The sequence below is a fragment of the Niveibacterium terrae genome (genome assembly GCF_048213115.1).
Classification (GTDB): Bacteria; Pseudomonadota; Gammaproteobacteria; order Burkholderiales; family Rhodocyclaceae; genus Niveibacterium; species Niveibacterium terrae.
Window position 1 is genome coordinate 751,719 of record NZ_CP172404.1, and the last position, 17,375, is coordinate 769,093.

The following is a 17,375-nucleotide window of genomic DNA, read 5'->3' on the forward strand; positions in this document are numbered from 1 at the left end:
AATCGCGTCATGATTGCCACTGTCTTCCGCTATTTCCCGTCATGCCGCTTCTGTGTCTTCGTCCTCGCCGCGACAGGGCTGTGGCCTTCGGTCGCTCTGGCTTCAAGGATCGAACTCGATGCCCCTGACAGCGTCAGGGCCTTGCTTGCTCGCCACCTGGATTTCGATGGAGAAAAGGGCCGCGGCGAGGATGAGGAGGTGCCGCCCGGAGAAGTGACGAGCGATCAGGATGACCGGCGGGCAAGGCTGCGTCGTCTGCGCCGCGAAATCCCTCCCTTGCTTGAAACCGAGGGTTATTTCTCGCCGCAGATCGAGTCGAAGGTCAATGAGGACGGCAGCGCCTGGGTCAAAGTTTCTCCCGGAGTCCGGGCGGTGGTTCGCGAAGTTCAGCTTGAGTTCTCGGGCGTTCTGGCCGGCGAGGCGGAGGCCTATGCCGAACGCCGCGAGAGTTTGCGCCGTTCGTGGCTTCTTGCGCCGGGAGCTGCGTTTCGCCAGGCCGACTGGGCCGCCGCCAAGAGTCAGCTCCTGACCGAAGTCTCCAGCCGCGATTTCGCGGCGGCCAGGATCGTCGAGTCCGTTGCCGATGTCGACCCCGTGTCGGCCCAGGCCAGGCTGCGCGTGAAGATCGATTCCGGGCCGGCTTTCGTGCTCGGCGAGCTCGACATCCGTGGCCTGTCTCTCTACTCGCGGGCGCTGGTCGAGCGCTACAGTCCGCTGAGGGTCGGAGAAGCCTACGACTATGAACGTCTTCTCCGGTTGCAGAGCGCGTTGCAGGGCACCAGCTATTTCAGCGGTGCGATTGTCGAGATCGACCGGGATCCGGCCAAGGCGGCCGCAGCGCCGGTGCGGGTCACGATCGAGGAGGCTTTGCCCAAACGTTTCGGTCTGGGCTTGGGCTACAGTTCCAACACTGGGTTGCGCAGCGAAGCCAACTATCGCAATGCGAACATTTTTGCTCAGGCCCTGGAGTTGAACAGTTCGCTGCGCCTCGAGCAGAAACGCCAATCGGCTTTCTCCGATTTCTTTCTTCCCCAGCGGTCAAGCGGTTTTCGCGACAGCTTTGGTCTGGGGGTCCTGAACGAGGATATCTCCGACCTGCGTACCCGGCGCTATTCGACCGGAGTGGTCCGCTCGCGCACGCTGCAGCGCATGGAGACGCGCACCAGTCTGAACTATCAGCATGAAACGACCGAAGCGACTGGCGCCCAGGCCCAGACCAGCGAAGCACTGACGCTCAATTTTGGCGTCGATCTGCGCACGACCGACAACCCGGCCGACCCCCGTGAAGGCGCGGCAACCGGCTTTCAGATCGGAGGCGGAGCTCGGAACCTGATGTCCGATCAGAACTTCCTGAGGCTGTATGCGAGAGCGCAGTACTACCAGCCCGCAGGCCGAAGCGGGACTTTCCTGCTGCGGGGGGAGGGCGGCTATACGCTGGCGCCTTCGCGCGACGGTATTCCCCAGGACTTTTTGTTCCGGACCGGAGGATCCCAGTCGGTTCGCGGTTACGACTACCAGAGCCTGGGCGTGAGACAGGGCAGCGCGGTCGTCGGTGGCCGAACCCTGCTGGTCACGAGCGCCGAGTACATCTGGTGGGCGGGCGGAAACTGGGGGCCGGCGTTCTTCCTCGATGCGGGCAACGCCGCCGATCGCTGGCGCGATAACACGCTCAAACTCGGGTACGGGATGGGGGGGCGCTGGAGAAGCCCGGCCGGCCCCCTGGGTCTGGATCTAGCCTACGGGCATTCGGACAGGCGCTTGCGGCTTCACTTCACGCTGAGCCTGATCCTGTAACGGCATCCGTGATCGGTTTGGCATTGCGTTTGCGTCAACCCTACAGACTGTTGTAAATGAAACAAAACCGTAACGCGCTTTTGTCAGAATTCGCTGTCCTCGGTTCATAGAGGCGGCGCTGCGGGGCAATAATGCGGCGCTGTAGAGACCGACCACAAGGAGATTTTGATGCAAAAGAAATTGATGGCGGCCGTGATCAGCGGCCTGCTGACCGCCCCTGTTTTTGCTGCCGATACTTCGGTGACCCTGTACGGCCTGCTCGATGCTGGCTACTCGGCTCGTTGGGATAATTACAATGCCAGCGTTTCCGGTCGCAAGTCCATCGACTCCGGTATCGCCAACGGTTCCCGCATCGGTGTTCGCGGATTTGAACAGATCGAACCGGGCGTCAAGGCCTTCTTCGTGATCGAAGGCGGCATCAACGGTGATACCGGTGCGAGCAAGGATGGCCTGGCCTGGAGCCGGCAGACCCTGGTGGGCCTGGATACCCAGGGCTACAAGTTGGCCGTCGGTCGTCAGCTGACCCCGATCTACAACAACTACTCCATCGTCGATCCGTTTGGCCTGGGCATGGTTGGTCAGAGCAGCAACGTCTTCAAGCACATCGATGCGCGTGCCAGCAACGCGGTGACGATCAGCACTCCGGTCTTCGCGAAGGGCTTCGCGGTCGATACGATCTATTCGACCAACAAGGCCGTCGGAAGCGACGAAGCGCTGGCGAACACCGGCGACGACCGCTACTTCTCGATTTTCCCGAAGTACAGCTTCGGCAAGAGCACCGTCTTTGCCGGTTACACCCAGGACAAGATCAAGAACGCCGAGCACAAGAAGCAGTACTTCGACGTGATGGGTAGCCTCGATCTGGATGTTGCGACTCTGAGCCTCGCCTACGCTCGCGTTCAGGATGGCACCAGCCAGGTCAATGGCGAAGACAAGAAGTGGGATCGCTTCCTGGTCGGCGCCAAGGTTCCTTACGGCAACCTGACCGGACTTGTCTCGTTCAACTATTCGAAGGACAAGAACGGTCTGAACGAAAAGGTCGCCCAGTACGCTCTGGGTGGCGCCTATGCGTTCTCGAAGCGCACCGACATCTATGTCGCCTACGCTCAAGAAGTGACCAGCGATGGCGTCGATGCGGCTGCTGCGAAGGTGACCGATTCGACCAAGTACGCCTACACGGTCGGCGACGGTTCGAACAACGGTCTGGGCTATCGCCGCGGCCTGAACCTGGGTCTGCGTCACCGCTTCTGATCGACGCTGTTCCAGTAAAAAGGGCGCTTCGGCGCCCTTTTTTGTGTTCGCTGACCCTCCCTGAAATGCGATGTCAAGGCTTTGGTTTGTGCGCCGAACCGGCCCGGATGGCGTGAGGCGGTGTTTCGCGAAAACCGCGGTCAGCGCTGCGCACGGCTCCGCACGGCCGACCGGCGCCTGCCGTGCGGAGCCGTGCTCCGCGAAAAGCTTGACCAGTGCAGCGGCTGGCTTTGCACTGCCAGCCGGTTCCAGCGGCTGAAGCAGTGCTCACATGAATCTATTGAGCGCTGCGGTCGGCTTTGCACAGCCGACCGGCTCCTGCAGCTCGGAGCGGTGCTCCTCGCAAGGCTCAGTTAGTGCAGCGGCTGGCTTTGCACTGCCAGCCGGTTCCAGCGGCTGAAGCAGTGCTCACATGAATCTATTGAGCGCTGCGGTCGGCTTTGCACAGCCGACCGGCTCCTGCAGCTCGGAGCTGTGCTCCTCGAAACCCTGCAGGAGCTATGCGGTGCGGCGGAAGTCGCGCAGGCGGAAACCCAGCGCGAACAGCGCGGCGAAATAGACCGCGCCCCCCCCGCAGACGAGCAGGGCCAGGCGCAGGACGCGGTGGATGCCGTGCAGGCTCAGCCAGCTCGCCTCCGTCCCCATTCCGAACCACAGCACAAGCCCCATCGCGCTCAGAGCCCCTGCTGTGCGCAGAGCGAAGACGCGCCAGCCCGGTTGAGGCTGGAATATGCCGCGGCGGCGCAGGCCGTAGAACAGCAGCAGGCTGTTCAGGCTGGCGGCGAGCCCGATGGACAGCGCGAGGCCGGCGTGGCGGAACGGGACGATGAAAGCGAGATTCATCGCCTGGGTCGCCAGCAGCGTGATCAGTGCGATCTTGACCGGAGTCCGGATGTCCTGGCGCGAATAGAAAGCCGGGGCGAGGATCTTGACCAGGATGATGCCTGTCAGCCCGACCGAGTAGGCGACGAGCGCGTTGCGGGTCTGGGCGACAGAGTTTGCGTCGAAAGCGCCGTGGTGGAACAGCGTCGTGACCAGAGGAACGGCGAGGATTGCGATGCCGAGCACGGCGGGCAGGCTCAGCAGCAGTGCGAGGCGCAGCCCCCAGTCGAGCAGGGCCGAGAATTCGGCGGGCTTGTCCTCAGCATGCAGCCGGGACAGGCTGGGTAGCAAAATCGTGCCCAGCGCGGCGCCGAGCAGGCCGGACGGGAACTCCATCAGGCGATCGGCGTAATAGAGCCAGGAGACGCTGCCTGTGGGCAGGAAGGACGCGAAGATCGTGTTGATCAGCAGGCTGATCTGGGCGACCGATACGCCTAGAGTGGCGGGCCCCATCAGTTTGAGGATGCGGCGCACGCCGGGGTCGCGGGTGTTCAGGCGCGGGCGCGGAAGCATGCCGATCTTCTTCAGCGACGGAATCTGCAGCGCCAGCTGCAGCACTCCGCCGATGAACACCGCCCAGGCGAGTGCCAGGACGGGGGGGTGGAAGTAGGGGGCGGCGAACAGCGCCATGACGATGAAGCTGAGGTTCAGCAGCACGGGCGTGAAGGCGGGAACCGAGAAGCGGCTCCAGCTGTTCAGGATTCCTCCGGCCAGCGCGACCAGGGCCATGAAGAAAATGTAGGGAAAGGTGATTCGGGTCAGAGCGACGGTCAGCGCGAACTTGTCGGCGTTGTCCGAAAAGCCGGGGGCGGTCGCGAGGATCACGGCTGGCGAGAAGATGATTCCGATGAGGGCGACGAGGGCAACCGCAAGACCCAGAAAGGTTGCGACGTGATCGACCAGTGCTCGGGTTTCCTCAACGCTGCGCCGGTTCTTGTATTCGGACAGAATCGGGACGAAGGCCTGGGAGAAAGCGCCTTCAGCAAACAGGCGGCGCAGCAGGTTGGGGAGACGGAAGGCGACGAAGAAGGCGTCGGTCGCCATTCCTGCGCCGAAGGAGCGGGCGATCACGAAGTCGCGGACGAAGCCGAGAATGCGGGAGAGCAGCGTCATGCCGCTGATGGTGGCGAGCGCCTTGAGCAGGTTCACGGGGATGGGGGTTCAGAAGGGGAGGCGGAATCATATCGGGCGCCCGCCCTGCCGGCAAACGACGGGAGGGTGGCTGGACTTGCTTTGTTGCGTCAGAGTGATTAGAATCGCCAACTTTCTGTACGAATACGGACTGGACGTTCCAAATGGCCAACACGGTACAAGCTCGCAAGCGTGCGCGTCAGGCGCTCGATGCGCGTGCACACAACGCCAGCCTGCGTTCCCGCCTGCGCACTGCGATCAAGGCTGTGCGCAAGGCAGTGGAAGCTGGCGACAAGGCTGCTGCACAACAGGTGTTTCAGCAATCGGTCAGCGTGATCGACTCGATCGCCGACAAGAAGATCATTCACAAGAACAAGGCTGCCCGCCATAAATCGCGTCTTTCCGCAGCGATCAAGGCTCTCGGCGTCGCTGCCTGAGTTTTCTCGGGGTGAATCAGAACAGCTTCCTTCGGGAAGCTGTTTTTGTTTGTGCGCGATGCGTGTGTCTTCATTCATGCTGCCGTAAAATCCGCTTTTAGTCCGCGAGGCTGAACAGCTCTCGCGCCCGTCTATTCAGGGCGCAGTTTCTGCGTCCGATCTCTGGGCCTGTGGCCACCGCTATGATCATGACCGCGCCGAAACACTTTCTGCAGTTCAACGATTTCACTCGCGAAGAGTTCGAATATCTTTTTGAGCGGGCGAGCTGGATCAAGGGCAAGTTCAAGCGTTACGAGCCTTACCACCCGCTCTTCGATCGCACCTTGGTGATGATCTTCGAGAAAGCCAGCACCCGGACCCGGCTCTCCTTCGAGGCGGGCATGTTCCAGCTCGGCGGCGCGGCGATCTATCTGAATACCCGCGATTCCCAGCTCGGGCGAGGTGAGCCGGTCGAAGACGCGGCCCAGGTCATGTCGCGGATGTCTGACGTCGTGATGATCCGCACCTTCGAGCAGAGCATCATCGAACGCTTCGCGGCCAACTCCCGGGTTCCGGTCATCAACGGGCTGACCAACGAGTATCACCCCTGCCAGATCCTGACCGACATCTACACATGGATAGAGCGGCGCGGTTCGATTGCTGGCAAGACGGTGACCTGGATTGGCGACACGAACAACATGTGCAACACCTGGCTTCAGGCCGCCGAGCTGCTCGATTTCAAGGTCAACGTCAGCTCGCCCAAGGGCTATGAGGTCGAACCGGCCAAGGCCAATCTGAAAAAGGGGAGTGCGCACTTCGAGCAGTTCGCCGATCCGATGGAGGCGGCGCGTGGCGCCGACATCATCACGACCGATGTCTGGACCTCGATGGGTTTCGAGGCTGAGAACGAAGCCCGGATGCGCGATTTCGCCGATTTTCAGGTCGATGCCGAGATGATGCGCGTGGCCGATAAGGGGGCTCTGTTCATGCACTGCCTGCCTGCGCACCGTGGCGAGGAGGTGACCGCCGAAGTGATCGACGGCCCGCACAGTGTGGTCTGGGAGGAGGCGGAGAACCGCCTGCATGCCCAGAAAGCCCTGCTCGAATACCTGGTCTGTGGCCGTATCGATTCGAAGTGAGTGGCTCCGGCGTTCGCTGCGGGCACGTTTGTCGCACCGATGCGGATGCCGCTCTCGCCTAAACGGAATAGAATTCGCAAAATTGGCTTCCGAACGCCGGCGGAAGCTGCGCCAGATCCTGCTCGCGTGCCCGGTTCGCTCAGCGCCAGCAGTGACCTTCCCGGCTTGAATGCTCGCCTTGAGACCCAGGTAGGCGCAGCGTCGAACATCGAGGATAGAAATGAGTGATGTGAAGAAAGTGGTTCTGGCTTACTCCGGAGGTCTGGACACGTCGGTGATCCTGAAGTGGCTTCAGGATACCTATCAGTGCGAGGTCGTGACCTTCACTGCCGACCTCGGTCAGGGTGAAGAGCTGGAACCCGCACGCGCGAAGGCGCTGAAGTTCGGTATCAAGCCCGAAAACATCTTCATCGAGGATCTGCGCGAGGAGTTTGTTCGCGATTTCGTCTTTCCGATGTTCCGCTGCAACGCGCTCTATGAGGGTGAGTACCTGCTCGGCACCTCGATCGCCCGGCCGCTGATCGCCAAGCGTCTGGTCGAGATCGCCCGTTCGACCGGAGCCGAAGCGATCTCGCACGGTGCGACCGGCAAGGGCAACGACCAGGTCCGCTTCGAACTCGGCGCCTATGCGCTGATGCCGAACGTCAAGGTCATCGCTCCGTGGCGCGAATGGGATTTGCTCTCGCGCGAGAAGCTGCTCGCCTACGCTGAAGCGAACGGCATCCCGGTCGAGATGAAGCACAAGACCGGTGGCGCGCCCTACTCGATGGATGCCAACCTGCTGCACATCTCCTACGAAGGTCGCCACCTCGAAGACCCGAAGAACGAAGCCGAGGAATCGATGTGGCGCTGGACCGTGTCGCCGGAAGCGGCGCCCGATGCACCGGAATACGTCGAGCTCGAGTTCGAGCGCGGCGATGTCGTCGCGATCAATGGCGAACGCCTGTCGCCGGCGGCGGTGCTGACCCGGCTGAACGAATTGGGCGGCAAGCACGGCGTCGGTCGCCTGGATCTGGTCGAGAACCGCTTTGTCGGCATGAAGTCGCGCGGCTGCTACGAAACTCCGGGGGGCACGATCCTGTTGAAGGCCCACCGCGGCATCGAATCGATCACGCTGGATCGGGAAGTCGCCCATCTGAAGGACGACCTGATGCCGCGTTACGCGAGCCTGGTCTACAACGGTTTCTGGTGGGCGCCCGAGCGCGTTGCGCTGCAGACCCTGATCGACCACACCCAGGCGAAGGTCAACGGCTGGGTCAAGGTCAAGCTCTACAAGGGGAGCGTCGTGGTCGTGGCGCGCGATTCGAAGGACACCTTGTTCGATCAGACCATCGCGACTTTCGATGACGATGGCGGCGCCTACAATCAGGCCGATGCAGGAGGTTTCATCAAGCTCAATGCTTTGCGCTTGCGAATAGCGGAGAATGCACGCCACAAGCGTGGTGCCTGAACCAGGTTTTCAGCAAAGGGCCGCCTAGCGGCCCTTTTGTTTGATGGCAGGCCAGCGCCGTCCAGATTCCCCTAGTCTGAATGAATTGAGGCACAGAATGATCAAGAAAATCGGAGTCCTGACCAGCGGTGGTGATTCTCCCGGAATGAACGCGGCGATTCGCGCCGTGGTGCGTGCGGGCTTGTCCAACGACGTAGAAGTCTATGGTATTCGTGACGGCTATCTCGGGCTGCACCAGAACCGCATCAAGAAACTCGAACGCTACAGCGTTTCCGACGTCATCAACCGCGGTGGCACTTTCCTGGGATCGGCGCGCTTTCCCGAGTTCAAGGAAGAGTCCGTTCGTCGTCAGGCGATCGAGAATCTGAAGGAACATGGCATCGAGGCTCTGGTCGTGATCGGCGGTGACGGCTCCTACATGGGCGCGAAGAAGCTGACCGAGATGGGCTATCCCTGTATCGGCCTGCCCGGAACGATCGATAACGACATCGCCGGAACCGATTTCACGATCGGTTTCGATACCGCGCTGAACGTGATCCTCGATGCGGTCGACCGGCTGCGCGACACGTCCTCGTCGCACAAGCGCATTTCGATCGTCGAAGTGATGGGTCGTCACTGTGGTGATCTGGCCTTGTCGGCCGCGGTTGCCGGCGGAGCGGAATTCGTCGTTGTGCCCGAACAGGGCTTCGACAAGGAGTCCTTGATCAGCCAGATCGAATCGGGTATCGAGCGTGGCAAGCGCCACGCGCTGGTCGTGATCTGCGAGCACATCACCGACGTCAATGCGCTGGCCAAGGAAGTCGAAACGCGTACCCAGCTTGAAACTCGCGCGACCATTCTGGGCCACATCCAGCGCGGCGGTTCACCGACCGGGCGCGACCGCATTCTCGCCAGCCGTATGGGCGCTTTCGCTGTTCAGCTGTTGATTGAAGGTCAGGGCGGCCGCTGCATCGGTCTGCTCAACAACCAGCTGGTCCACCACGACATCATCGACTGCATCGAAAACATGCGTCGCCCGTTCAATACGGAGATGTTCAAGCTCTGTTCGACGCTGTTCTGATCGCGTTGAACGGAGTGGGAAAGGCCACGGCTATAATCCGTGGCCTTTTTTCTTGTTCGAACCAGGAGCCCTTATGTCCGCAAACGAGCAGTTCGACGGCGTTTCCGTCATCAAGAAAGCCAACGTTTATTTTGACGGCAAGTGCGTCAGCCATGCCGTCGTCTTCCCGGACGGCACGCGCAAGACCCTGGGGGTGATCCTGCCTTCCGAACTCGACTTCAACACCGGCTCGCCCGAGATCATGGAAGTGCTGGCCGGCCGTTGCACGGTTCAGCTCGCGGGCAGCGAAGTCGTGACCGAATACGGCGCGGGGCAGAGCTTTTCGGTGCCAGCCGAGAGTCGTTTCCACATCGTGACTCTGGAAGCCTTGCACTACGTCTGCCATTACGGTTGAGCGGATTCCCGCGGGCTTGCCTTTGCGCCCGCAGGGGCAGGCTCAGCGGATCCGCTTGAGCGGAAACTCTTCCTCGATGTTGTCCCGGTAATAGCTCGCCGGCGAGCCGCTGGTGAGGAAGCGGCGGGCGATCTCCTCGCCGACTCCGCCGTGCTGGATCAGGCGACCGGTATCGAACTCGACTTCGAGGATGCGGCGATCCCGGTCGTAGCCCGCCGAGCGCAGGCCTCCCCGGCGTATCGGCTGGTGTTCCATCGGCATCTTTATCTCCTTGTCCTGGCTGTGCGCGATCAGCTTATCGGTTCTCCCGGATCGGCGCATCATTGTGCAAGCCCGGGGCGATGATAAGTGAAGCAGACGAAGATCGTGCTGAGGGCGCGCGGACGGACTCCCGTTGAGCCTGGAATCGGCTCTCCCGTCTGAACGCAAGGAACCGGGGTGAGCCCCCGGTTCCTTTGCTGCGACATCAGCGTAGCAACTTGCCGTTGCGGTCGATGACCGCGAGTTCGCCCATTTCGACTCCGCTGCGCCGGTTGCCGGCGAAGCTGACGCGGAGTCCTCCCAGGTCGAGCTTGTCGATCCCCGCCAGGGCGGCCGGGAGTTTGGCCTTGTTGCCATTGGCGCGGCGCAGGCCTTCGATCAGCACCCGGCTGGCTACATAGGCTTCCATCATCGCCTGGCTCGGCTCGACATCGGATGGGCCGAACTTGCGATAGGCGGCGCGGAATTCCCGGACGAGGGGGACGGATTCGTTGAGCGTGTTCGGTGCGACTTCGACGACGCCGACTCCGTGTGCGGCCTGTTTGCCGATGATCTTCGCGAGATGCCCGCCCTCGACGAGAGAGAGCGCAACCAGTTGGGCGCTGCCGTTCTGGGCCCGGTAGCGTTGAATGAAGGCGGCGGCTCCCGCCGTCTGCGAAGCCAGTACGATCGCCTGCGGGGAGGATCTGAGCATCGCGCTGACCGCGCTGTCGACCTGAGCCGAGCCGGCGAGATAGCCGGCCGGGATCAGGCGGAGTTTGTTTGCCGCCGCATGCTTTTGCGCGTTGGCGAGCACTTCGCGGCCGTAGGCGTCGTTCTCATGGACGAGGCCGATCGAAGTTACCCCGGTGGTCGCCAGTTGTTTGAGGATCTGCGCCGTTTCGAACTCGAAGCTGGCACGGGTCAGGAAGATCCGGTGTGAAGCGCCCAGTTGCGCGGTGCCGGACCGGGCTCCGACCAGAACCAGATCGTTCTCGTCGAGCACATGGCTGTCGGCCAGCCTGCGCACCGCATCGTCACCGATGAAGCCGGTCAGCGCGATGGCCTTGTTCTGTTCGGAGAGCGTCTTGACCTGGCGGGCGATGTCGCCGAGTTCCTGGTTGACGCTGACGAGGCGCAGCTTCTGTCCGGCAACGCCGCCTCGGGCGTTAGCTTCGGCCAGACCGATCTGGGTGCCGACCTCGGTGTGCCAGCCGACTCCGCCGTAAGGGCCATTGAGCGGAGTGACCTGAAGGATGGTGAGCTCGGCGTGGCTGATGCTGACGGCCAGCGCCGCCGCGACGCCACCGAGTGCGCGGATGAAAGTCAGATAGGACATCGTGGATTCCTCTTCGGGGGCGGTCAGTTGCGTGCCTTGCGGTTGCGGGCGGCGTCGGCGAGCAAGGCCTGGGCTTCGCGGGTCGGTTGGCTTCCGTTGAAATAGGTCGAGACGATGGTCTCCATCGCCGCCTGAACCGACGGAGCGACGGCCATGTTGTGGGCGATCGAGGGCACCAGACTGTTGCCCTGGGAGCTGGCTCGGAACGCTTCGGCGGAGTGTCTGGCGCAGTCGTCGAAATGATCCAGGCGGACATTGCTGCGTGCGGGGATCGATCCCTTTGCCAGGTTGAAGCTCTCCTGGAAGCTTGTGCCCATCAGCGCGTTGGCGAGATCGGTCTGGGCCTTGCGGGCGTCTTCATGGTGCCGGCGGAAGAAGACGAAGCTGTCGATGTTGTACGAGAAAGCCTTGTCCGTGCCGGGGGCCGCCAGGCACAGGAAATCGCGGCCGGGCTGCTTGCCGGCGCGGGTGAACTCGCCCTTGGCCCAGTCGCCCATGAACTGAAAGGCCGCGCGACCGTTGATGACCAGAGCCGTCGCGGTGTTCCACTCGCGCTTGGGGGCGCCGCTGTCGATGTATTTGTGCAGCGTGCGGAAGGTTTCGAGTGACTTGCTCATGGTCGGACTCTGGATCGCGGCGGGATCGAGCTCGACGAAGACTTTCCGGTAGAAGGCCGCACCGGCATTGCCGAGCACGACCGATTCGAGAAGCGTGAAGTCCTGCCAGGGTTGGCCACCGTGGGCGATCGGAATCAGGCCCGCTTTCTGAATCTTGTCGGCCGTGCGGATCAGTTCGTCCCAGCTCTTCGGGGCTTCGACCCCGGCCTTCTTCAGCACGGCCGGATTGGCCCACATCCAGTTGACGCGGTGGATGTTGACCGGGGCGGCGACGTAGTGGCCGCCAAACTTCATTGCATTCGCAACAACGGGGGGGAGGTTGGCATCCCAGCCGCCTGCCCGGGCGATATCGCTGAGGTCGGCCAGGTAGCCCTCTGCTGCCCACTCCTGTATTTCCGGCCCTTTGATCTGCGCAGCTGTCGGCGGGTAGCCCGAGACGACGCGGGTCTTCAGAACGATCGCGGCGTTGTCACCCCCGCCTCCCGCAACGGGGAAATTGCGCCAGCGCTGGCCCGAGGCTTCCATTTTCTTGACGACTTCGGCCAGTGCGCGCGCTTCTCCTCCGGCCGTCCACCAGTGCAGCACTTCGATGTCGGCGCTGCGGGCGACGACGGGGAGCGAGAGCAGCGCGCTGGCTGCGAGAGAGCATAGGCCGCGATGACGGCGTCGAGTGAGGGGGTCTGGCAAGGTCTTCTCCTGGCGATGAGCAAAGCTCCGCCCTGCACCCGGGTGATGGGCGCACGGCGGCACGGGGTCGGCAATGGAAATCGGATCGGGTCAGGGCGCCCGGCGGGAGCCAGGAAGGTCGGGTGCGCGACGGAGGAAGGACTTTGAGATGGGTGCAGTCATTTTGTCTCCAGCGGGTCAATCTATAATCGTTAACCCTTATGGGTTTATAAAATAAACCCTCACCTCCGGCTTGGCAATGGGGGGGCTTGTCGCCCTGCAGGGTGTGCCCGGGCGATGCCGGCGATCCGTGTGTGCGGGAAGCCCGGGGGCGGCTGGGTCTCTGCGCCCGATACTGGGGCGCTTGCGAAAACGTGCTGTTATAATCGAGCGTTGCATATTGCCTTCAACAGCGGGATACGGAGAACGCCATGGCCATTGAGCGCACCCTTTCGATCGTCAAGCCCGACGCCGTTGCAAAAAACGTCATCGGCAAGATCTATCAGCGTTTTGAAGACGCCGGTCTCAAGATCGTCGCCGCCCGCATGGTTCATCTGTCCGCACGCGAGGCGGGGCAGTTCTATGCGGTGCACAAGGATCGCCCCTTCTTCTCCGAGCTGGTCGAGTTCATGACTTCGGGGCCGGTGATGATCCAGGTGCTCGAAGGCGAGGGCGCAATCGCGAAGAACCGCGAGTTGATGGGGGCGACCGATCCCAAGAAAGCGGCCCCGGGAACGATTCGCGCCGATTTTGCCGACTCGATCGATGCCAACGCCGTGCACGGCTCCGATGCTCCGGAGACCGCAGCCGTTGAGGTGGCATTCTTCTTTCCTGGCATGAACATCTACAGCCGCTGAGCGGTTTGAAAGCCGAGGCGGGTGCCCCGCTTTGGCACGCAGGCATAAGGTTTATGGAATCTGATCGCGCTCCCCTCGTCAATCTGCTCGACTTCGATGCCCGGGGGCTGACCGAATGGTTCGCCGCGCAGGGCGAGAAGCCTTTTCGCGCGCGTCAGGTTTTGCGCTGGATTCACCGCTTCGGCGTCACCGACTTTGACGAGATGACCGATGTCGCCAAGTCCTTGCGCGCGAAGCTCAAGCAGATCGCCGAGGTCGTGCCGCCGACGCCGATCCGCGACAGCATCTCGGCGGACGGAACGCGCAAGTGGCTTTTTGATGTCGGTAACGGCAACGCGGTCGAATCGGTATTTATTCCCGAGACAAACCGCGGAACCCTGTGCGTCTCGTCCCAGGCCGGATGTGCGCTCGACTGCGCGTTCTGCTCGACCGGAAAACAGGGTTTCAGCCGCAACCTGAAGGCTTCGGAGATCATCGGTCAGCTGTGGATGGCCAATCGCCTGCTTGGCGCCTCTGCGGATGGGGAGCGCATCATCAGCAATGTCGTGATGATGGGGATGGGCGAGCCGCTGGCCAACTTCGACAACGTCGTCGCGGCGCTGAATCTGATGCTCGACGACAACGCCTATGGCCTGTCGCGTCGCCGGGTCACGGTTTCGACTTCGGGTCTTGTGCCGGTCATCGACAGGCTCCGCGAAGCCTGCCCCGTCGCGCTGGCGGTTTCGCTGCATGCGCCGAACGACGCGCTGCGCGATGTTCTGGTGCCGATCAACCAGAAGTATCCTCTGGTCGAGCTGATGGCTGCCTGTCGTCGCTATCTGGAGGCGGCCCCGCGCGATTTCATCACTTTCGAATACATCATGATCGATGGGGTCAATGACGAAGTCGAGCACGCCCGTGAGCTGCTGCGCCTGGTGCGCGATGTTCCGTGCAAGTTCAACCTGATCCCCTTCAATCCTTTTCCGAACTCGGATTTCCGCCGTTCTTCGCTCCCCAGGATCAAACGCTTCGCGCAGATCCTGATGGATGCCGGTATCGTTACGACTGTACGCAAGACGCGCGGTGACGACGTCGATGCGGCTTGCGGCCAGCTGGCCGGTCAGGTCGTCGACAAGACCCGACGGACTCTTGCTCGAACCATTCCTGTCACGGAGATCAAATCTTGAGACGCCTGGGAATCGCTTTACTTGGGGTGCTGCTGCTGAGTGGATGCGCGGGGGGGGCGTTTCGCAGCGGCGATGCGGAGCGTCCGGCTGCGGATCAGCCGGCCACGACGGAAGCGCGCAAGATCGCGCGCGCCCATGTCGAGCTGGGGGTCGCCTACCTGGAGATCAATCGGCTGGGGACCGCGATGGAGGAGGCGAGGCTGGCGGTTCTGGTCGACCCGGCCTATGCACCCGCTCACCAGCTGCTGGCGGAGGTGCATTCTCGCCTCGACGAGAAACCCCAGGCCCTGGCTTCCTTCGAGAAAGCGCTGTCGCTGGCGCCTGGAGATCCCGATCTGAGCAACACCTACGGCTGGTTCCTGTGCACGATAGGGCGCGAGAAGGAAGGGCTGGAATGGCTGGCCAAGTCGGCGGCCAATCCCTTCAACACGTCGCTGAGCCGGCCCTATACGAATTCCGGTCTCTGCCATCTGCGCCTGAAGAACGATACGGCGGCGGCGGCGAGCTTCGCGCGGGCCCTGGCGCTCGATGGCAACAATGCGACCGCGGCCTTCAATCTGGCAGCGATCGCGTATCGCAAAGGCGATCTGATCCAGGCGCGCGCGCTGATCACTGAGCTGATCCGCAGCGAGAAGCCGACCGCGGAAGCGGTATGGCTGGGGATCAGGGTTGAGCACAAACTGGGCAACAAGGAGGCCGAGGCGACCTATATCGCCCAGCTTCGCAAGGGCTTTGAATCTTCGCAGCAGTATCAGGACTATCAGGCGGGGCGATTCGAGTGAGCACTGAATTGGAAAACGAATCCAGTCGGCCGGAACTCGGTGTTGCAGCTTCCGGCGAGGCGCTGCGTCAGGCGCGTGAAGCGCGGGGGCTTTCGCTCTCCGAGGTCGCGGGTACGCTGAAACTGACCGCCAAGCAGGTCGGGGCGATCGAGAGCGAGACCTTCGAACAGTTGCCCGGCATCGCGTTTGCGCGCGGTTTCATCCGCAATTACGCGCGCCTGCTGGGTCTGGATCCCGCGCCCTTGCTCGAGCGGCTGGAGCTGCCTGCCCAGGTCAAGGACTTGAGGCTGGCGCCCGAATCGAACGCGGAAGGTTCGGTTCCGTGCGAGCCCGCTGGCTATCGTTCGCAGTCGGCCATGCCCGCCTTGCTGGCGGTCGCACTGATCGTGCTCGTTGGACTCGCGGCCTGGTATTTCGATCTTGGCAAGCTGATCAAACCGAGGCTGGTCGAACAACCGGCCGAACAGTCCGAACCCCAGCTTGCTGCGTCCGAACCGCTCTTCCCGCCCCATACCGAGGAGACCGCGGTCGTGACCGCGCAGACCGAAGCTTCGGCGCCGGTCGTCGAGCAGTCAGGGCTTCCCGCCGCGTCCGAGGCTTCGGCTCCCGCCGCGCAGAGCGCTCCGCTCGTTGCCGCCAGCGCGGCCAGCGTCGCGAAGGCGAGTTCGGGATCCGGGCTGCACTTCAGCTTTGAGCGGGACTCCTGGGTCGAAGTGCGCGATGCGAGCGGGAAGGCGGTGTTTTCCCAGCTGGGCAAGGCAGGCAGCAGCCAGGATGTGCTCGGCCAGCCGCCGTTTTCGCTGGTGGTTGGCAACGTTCAGAGCGTCAAGCTCGAATTCAACGGACGTCCCGTCGATTTCGCCCCCCATACCAAGGGCAGCGTCGCTCGTCTGACGCTCAAGTAAAACGCCATGAGTGCTGATTTCGTTGCAAGCGGTGCCGCGCGGCGCCATCCCTCCCGCCAGGTTCGCGTTGGTTCTGTCGCCGTCGGGGGCGGAGCGCCCATCGTCGTTCAGTCGATGACCAACACCGATACCGCCGATGCGATCGCGACCGCGATTCAGATCGCTGAGCTGGCGAGGGCGGGTTCCGAACTCGTCCGCATCACCGTCAACAATGAAGATGCGGCGGCTGCCGTGCCGGCGATCCGCGAACAGTTGGCGAGGATGTCGGTCGATGTGCCCCTGGTCGGCGACTTCCACTACAACGGTCACCGCTTGCTCGCGCAGTTTCCCGAATGCGCCCGTCTGCTCGACAAGTACCGGATCAATCCCGGGAATGTCGGTGCCGGGCAGAAAAAAGATGCGCAGTTCGCCGAGATCGTCGAGCTGGCCTGTCGCCATGACAAGCCGGTGCGGATCGGCGTGAACTGGGGGTCGCTCGACCAGAGCGTGCTGGCCAGGATCATGGACCAGAACGCGAAGAGCCATGCTCCTCTCGATGCCGGCGCCGTGATGCGCGAGGCTCTGGTGGTCTCGGCGCTGGAGTCGGCCGCAAAAGCCGAGGAAGTCGGCCTGGGGCGGGACAAGATCATCCTCTCCGCGAAAGTTTCCAGCGTCCAGGATCTGATCGCGGTTTACCGGATGCTCGCCGCGCGCAGCGATTACCCGCTGCATCTGGGCCTGACCGAGGCCGGAATGGGCAGCAAGGGAATCGTTGCCTCGACGGCGGCTCTGGCTGTGCTGCTGCAGGAAGGCATTGGCGACACGATTCGCGTCTCGCTGACGCCCGAGCCGGGCGGTTCGCGCGCCCAGGAAGTCATCGTTGCCCAGCAGATACTGCAGAGCATGGGGCTGCGCGCTTTCTCGCCGATGGTGACGGCCTGCCCGGGCTGCGGCCGTACGAGCAGCAGTTTCTTCCAGGAACTCGCGCAGAGCGTCCAGCAGCACATCCGGGAGAAAATGCCCGACTGGAAGCTCAATTACGACGGGGTCGAGAACATGACGCTCGCGGTGATGGGCTGCGTCGTCAATGGCCCTGGCGAGAGCCGGCATGCGAACATCGGTATTTCTCTGCCTGGCAATGGCGAGAGCCCGGCCGCGCCAGTCTTCATCGACGGGGAAAAGGCGGTGACGCTGCGCGGCGAGCGCATCGCCGAGGAATTCGTGGCACTGGTCGACGATTACGTCGCCCGCAAGTATCTGCGCAAGCTCTGACGCGCAGGATTCAAGCCCGGGGAAGTCGATTCCGG

16 protein-coding genes are annotated in these 17,375 nt (G+C 62.7%); 12 read left to right on the forward strand and 4 right to left on the reverse strand.

Features of this window, described 5'->3' with window-relative positions; translation table 11 throughout:
• Positions 1-9 precede the first annotated feature (9 nt).
• Both ACHFB9_RS03545 and ACHFB9_RS03550 read left to right on the forward strand, forming a co-directional pair.
• Positions 10-1,794: an autotransporter assembly complex protein TamA gene (locus ACHFB9_RS03545; protein WP_417069604.1), complete on the forward strand. Its 1,785-nt coding sequence runs from the start codon at positions 10-12 to the stop codon at positions 1,792-1,794.
• A gap of 168 nt (positions 1,795-1,962) precedes the next feature.
• Positions 1,963-3,045 carry a porin gene (locus tag ACHFB9_RS03550; RefSeq protein WP_417069605.1) on the forward strand — a complete coding sequence of 361 codons (1,083 nt, stop codon included), beginning with the start codon at positions 1,963-1,965 and terminating at the stop codon, positions 3,043-3,045.
• A gap of 498 nt (positions 3,046-3,543) precedes the next feature.
• Here ACHFB9_RS03550 and murJ read toward each other — a convergent pair whose 3' ends face one another.
• The gene (gene murJ, locus ACHFB9_RS03555; protein WP_417069606.1) at positions 3,544-5,076 is read right to left on the reverse strand and encodes a murein biosynthesis integral membrane protein MurJ; all 1,533 of its coding nucleotides are present in this window, start codon (positions 5,074-5,076) and stop codon (positions 3,544-3,546) included.
• Between the two features lie 146 nt (positions 5,077-5,222).
• On the opposite strand from murJ, the gene rpsT reads away from it, so the two are divergent.
• From rpsT to ACHFB9_RS03580, 5 genes are all read left to right on the forward strand, one after another.
• A complete protein-coding gene (gene rpsT / locus ACHFB9_RS03560; protein WP_417069607.1) occupies positions 5,223-5,495 on the forward strand; it encodes a 30S ribosomal protein S20 in 273 nt (90 codons plus the stop codon).
• Positions 5,496-5,683: 188 nt separating this feature from the next.
• Entirely contained in the window at positions 5,684-6,613 is a 930-nt protein-coding gene (gene argF, locus ACHFB9_RS03565) for an ornithine carbamoyltransferase (protein ID WP_417069608.1), read from the forward strand.
• A gap of 220 nt (positions 6,614-6,833) precedes the next feature.
• Positions 6,834-8,063 carry an argininosuccinate synthase gene (locus tag ACHFB9_RS03570; protein ID WP_417069609.1) on the forward strand — a complete coding sequence of 410 codons (1,230 nt, stop codon included), beginning with the start codon at positions 6,834-6,836 and terminating at the stop codon, positions 8,061-8,063.
• A gap of 97 nt (positions 8,064-8,160) precedes the next feature.
• Positions 8,161-9,123, forward strand: a complete 963-nt coding sequence (gene pfkA, locus ACHFB9_RS03575) for a 6-phosphofructokinase (RefSeq protein WP_417069610.1) — start codon at positions 8,161-8,163, stop codon at positions 9,121-9,123.
• A 73-nt stretch (positions 9,124-9,196) separates the two neighbouring features.
• Complete coding sequence (locus ACHFB9_RS03580; protein ID WP_417069611.1) at positions 9,197-9,517, forward strand: pyrimidine/purine nucleoside phosphorylase; 321 nt, start codon at positions 9,197-9,199, stop codon at positions 9,515-9,517.
• A gap of 42 nt (positions 9,518-9,559) precedes the next feature.
• Here ACHFB9_RS03580 and ACHFB9_RS03585 read toward each other — a convergent pair whose 3' ends face one another.
• From ACHFB9_RS03585 to ACHFB9_RS03595, 3 genes are all read right to left on the reverse strand, one after another.
• Entirely contained in the window at positions 9,560-9,778 is a 219-nt protein-coding gene (locus ACHFB9_RS03585; protein ID WP_417069612.1) for a KTSC domain-containing protein, read from the reverse strand.
• Positions 9,779-9,983: 205 nt separating this feature from the next.
• Positions 9,984-11,096: an ABC transporter substrate-binding protein gene (locus ACHFB9_RS03590; RefSeq protein ID WP_417069613.1), complete on the reverse strand. Its 1,113-nt coding sequence runs from the start codon at positions 11,094-11,096 to the stop codon at positions 9,984-9,986.
• Between the two features lie 23 nt (positions 11,097-11,119).
• Complete coding sequence (locus ACHFB9_RS03595) at positions 11,120-12,400, reverse strand: ABC transporter substrate-binding protein (protein WP_417069614.1); 1,281 nt, start codon at positions 12,398-12,400, stop codon at positions 11,120-11,122.
• Positions 12,401-12,810: 410 nt separating this feature from the next.
• Between ACHFB9_RS03595 and ndk the strand changes: the two genes are divergently transcribed.
• Genes ndk through ispG form a run of 5 tightly spaced genes read left to right on the forward strand, consistent with a single transcriptional unit; the run spans position 12,811 to position 17,340 of the window.
• A complete protein-coding gene (gene ndk / locus ACHFB9_RS03600) occupies positions 12,811-13,236 on the forward strand; it encodes a nucleoside-diphosphate kinase (RefSeq protein ID WP_417069615.1) in 426 nt (141 codons plus the stop codon).
• 53 nt (positions 13,237-13,289) lie between these two features.
• The gene (rlmN, locus tag ACHFB9_RS03605) at positions 13,290-14,402 is read left to right on the forward strand and encodes a 23S rRNA (adenine(2503)-C(2))-methyltransferase RlmN (protein ID WP_417069616.1); all 1,113 of its coding nucleotides are present in this window, start codon (positions 13,290-13,292) and stop codon (positions 14,400-14,402) included.
• On the forward strand, positions 14,399-15,184 hold the full coding sequence (gene pilW, locus ACHFB9_RS03610) for a type IV pilus biogenesis/stability protein PilW (RefSeq protein WP_417069617.1): 786 nt from the start codon (positions 14,399-14,401) through the stop codon (positions 15,182-15,184). The genes rlmN and pilW overlap by 4 nt, the downstream gene beginning before the upstream one ends.
• Positions 15,181-16,089, forward strand: a complete 909-nt coding sequence (locus ACHFB9_RS03615; RefSeq protein WP_417069618.1) for a helix-turn-helix domain-containing protein — start codon at positions 15,181-15,183, stop codon at positions 16,087-16,089. Before pilW ends, ACHFB9_RS03615 begins: the two co-directional genes overlap by 4 nt.
• Positions 16,090-16,095: 6 nt before the next feature.
• Positions 16,096-17,340 carry a flavodoxin-dependent (E)-4-hydroxy-3-methylbut-2-enyl-diphosphate synthase gene (gene ispG, locus ACHFB9_RS03620; protein WP_417069619.1) on the forward strand — a complete coding sequence of 415 codons (1,245 nt, stop codon included), beginning with the start codon at positions 16,096-16,098 and terminating at the stop codon, positions 17,338-17,340.
• Positions 17,341-17,375 lie beyond the last annotated feature (35 nt).